This is a genomic window from Roseovarius maritimus (assembly GCF_043355895.2).
GTDB classification, from domain to species: Bacteria; Pseudomonadota; Alphaproteobacteria; order Rhodobacterales; family Rhodobacteraceae; genus Roseovarius; species Roseovarius maritimus.
This window is the reverse complement of the sequence record NZ_JBHFPF020000025.1, coordinates 1-2,938: the sequence shown is the minus strand read 5'-3', so window position 1 is coordinate 2,938 and position 2,938 is coordinate 1. Positions and strand designations below refer to the sequence as shown.

General features: G+C 53.6%; 2 tRNA genes and 2 rRNA genes (1 of these 4 cut by a window edge). All 4 read right to left on the bottom strand.

Features of this window, described 5'->3' with window-relative positions:
- Positions 1–210, bottom strand: a 23S ribosomal RNA gene (locus tag ACEWPM_RS19670); it reaches 2,358 nt to the left of the window's first position.
- Between the two features lie 452 nt (positions 211–662).
- A tRNA-Ala gene (locus tag ACEWPM_RS19665) sits at positions 663–738 on the bottom strand.
- A 30-nt stretch (positions 739–768) separates the two neighbouring features.
- Positions 769–845: transfer RNA gene (locus ACEWPM_RS19660), tRNA-Ile, on the bottom strand.
- A gap of 160 nt (positions 846–1,005) precedes the next feature.
- Positions 1,006–2,475, bottom strand: a 16S ribosomal RNA gene (locus tag ACEWPM_RS19655).
- The 16S and 23S rRNA genes sit together here with 2 tRNA genes alongside, the layout of an rRNA operon.
- Between the last annotated feature and the right edge of the window lie 463 nt (positions 2,476–2,938).

The following is a 2,938-nucleotide window of genomic DNA, read 5'->3' as shown; positions in this document are numbered from 1 at the left end:
GCCCTACCGCCCGGAGGGCTACTTGAGGACGAACCTCGCGTAACCACCATCGTGGTAGGATAAATAACACAGTATCAGGTGGGTTGCCCCATTCGGAAATTCATGGATCAAAGCTTATTCTCAGCTCCCCATGACTTATCGCAGAGTATCACGTCCTTCATCGCCTCTTACTGCCAAGGCATTCACCAAACGCCCTTTTCGCGCTTGATTTGATCCAGAAGAAGTCAGACCGAAGCCTCACTGCGGCGCCCCCAGCTGGTAACTAAAGGATTGCCTCTATTCTGGAACAAAAGTCATACTTTGTTTCCCGCCTGGCCCGCTTGGGACCAGACAATGTGCGATCCTTTCGGATCACACAGGATACAGAACCGTGCAGAACTGTATCCGGGTTAGTATACTTGACTTGGACAACACCGTCTTTTTCAGCTGGCACACGCATGGGCGGTCGAGGAAGCAACCACGTCATACGCTCGCCTTTGGACCGAAGTCCGCCGGCACCACCTGAGATGCAACGCTTACTCGCGCGCACCGAACAGTGTCGTTATGTTACTTTGAGATTGCTCTCAAAGTAACTGTATCTCTCTTTACGATGTCAATTCGTCCGATTGGACGGTTAAGAACTGCGCACAGTGCTTAACGGTACAATCGGTATGTTGTGGATATGGTGGAGCCTAGGAGGATCGAACTCCTGACCTCCTGAATGCAAATCAGGCGCTCTCCCAGCTGAGCTAAGGCCCCAGTTAGTCAATTTTGCTGCGCAAAATGACGTGGTGGGTCGAGGAGGACTTGAACCTCCGACCTCACGCTTATCAGGCGTGCGCTCTAACCACCTGAGCTACCGACCCAGACAGGCCGGTAGGCCTGAAAACTGTCTGAAGAGATATGAGGACGGATTGGCCCAAATCAGCATCGCAAGCGACACTGACTGATGTGATCAGCTTTGTTTGCTGATCGTGCTAAGTGATTGACGTGACTGGCAAGCCAGTCAGCTACAATCATCCTTAGAAAGGAGGTGATCCAGCCGCAGGTTCCCCTACGGCTACCTTGTTACGACTTCACCCCAGTCGCTGAGCTCACCGTGGTCCGCTGCCCCCTGTAAACAGGTTGGCGCACGGCCTTCGGGTGAACCCAACTCCCATGGTGTGACGGGCGGTGTGTACAAGGCCCGGGAACGTATTCACCGCGTCATGCTGTTACGCGATTACTAGCGATTCCGACTTCATGGGGTCGAGTTGCAGACCCCAATCCGAACTGAGATAGCTTTTGGGGATTAACCCATTGTCACTACCATTGTAGCACGTGTGTAGCCCAACCCGTAAGGGCCATGAGGACTTGACGTCATCCACACCTTCCTCCCGCTTATCACGGGCAGTTTCCATAGAGTGCCCAGCTTGACCTGCTGGCAACTAGGGATGTGGGTTGCGCTCGTTGCCGGACTTAACCGAACATCTCACGACACGAGCTGACGACAGCCATGCAGCACCTGTGTGACATCCAGCCGAACTGACCGATCGATCTCTCGAAAGTATGATGTCCATGTCAAGGGTTGGTAAGGTTCTGCGCGTTGCTTCGAATTAAACCACATGCTCCACCGCTTGTGCGGGCCCCCGTCAATTCCTTTGAGTTTTAATCTTGCGACCGTACTCCCCAGGCGGAATGCTTAATCCGTTAGGTGTGTCACCGAACAGTATACTGCCCGACGACTGGCATTCATCGTTTACGGTGTGGACTACCAGGGTATCTAATCCTGTTTGCTCCCCACACTTTCGCACCTCAGCGTCAGTATCGAGCCAGTGAGCCGCCTTCGCCACTGGTGTTCCTGTGAATATCTACGAATTTCACCTCTACACTCACAATTCCACTCACCTCTCTCGAACTCTAGACTAGTAGTTTATGAGGCAGTTCCGGGGTTGAGCCCCGGGATTTCACCCCATACTTTCTAATCCGCCTACGCGCGCTTTACGCCCAGTAATTCCGAACAACGCTAACCCCCTCCGTATTACCGCGGCTGCTGGCACGGAGTTAGCCGGGGTTTCTTTACCAGGTACTGTCATTATCATCCCTGGCGAAAGAGCTTTACGATCCTAAGACCTTCATCACTCACGCGGCATGGCTAGATCAGGCTTGCGCCCATTGTCTAAGATTCCCCACTGCTGCCTCCCGTAGGAGTCTGGGCCGTGTCTCAGTCCCAGTGTTGCTGATCATCCTCTAAAACCAGCTATAGATCGTAGACTTGGTAGGCCATTACCCCACCAACTATCTAATCTAACGCGGGCCGATCCTTCTCCGATAAATCTTTCCCCCGAAGGGCGTATGCGGTATTACCCCCAGTTTCCCAGGACTATTCCGCAGAGAAGGGCACGTTCCCACGCGTTACTAACCCGTCCGCCGCTAGGTCCGAAGACCTCGCTCGACTTGCATGTGTTAAGCCTGCCGCCAGCGTTCGTTCTGAGCCAGGATCAAACTCTCAAGTTGAAAAGCTGTTGCCAGCTTATCCTTGACGTTCGAACCTCTGCACATATTAGTCTTGACCGGCTAAGGCCAAGACCGACTGTTTGTCTGTGCTTCTGGTTTCATCAGAAACCGAAAGCCGTCCAAACAGTGAAGCTGACACTGGATCATCGGACTTCCAATCCCCCCATCGCCTTGCGGCTACTTGAGGATCAGACCCTACCAGCGCGACATATGTGCAGTTGTCTGTTCATCGAATGAACCAAACCGCCCACATATCTCTTCAGATATCATCAATGTCAAAGAGCGTCGGAGCCAAAGCCCCAGGACCCGAAAGCCCGAAACAAAATCAACAAACAGCGCCAAATACTCCGGCGCAGCCCGCGTCATCTATCCCTGTAAACCTCTGCCGTCAAGACCTCCGAAGCTCCGCCCCGTCCGTCCGTCCCGCATCCCGTCAGCGCCTCAGCGCCGCCGGTGAAGGGGG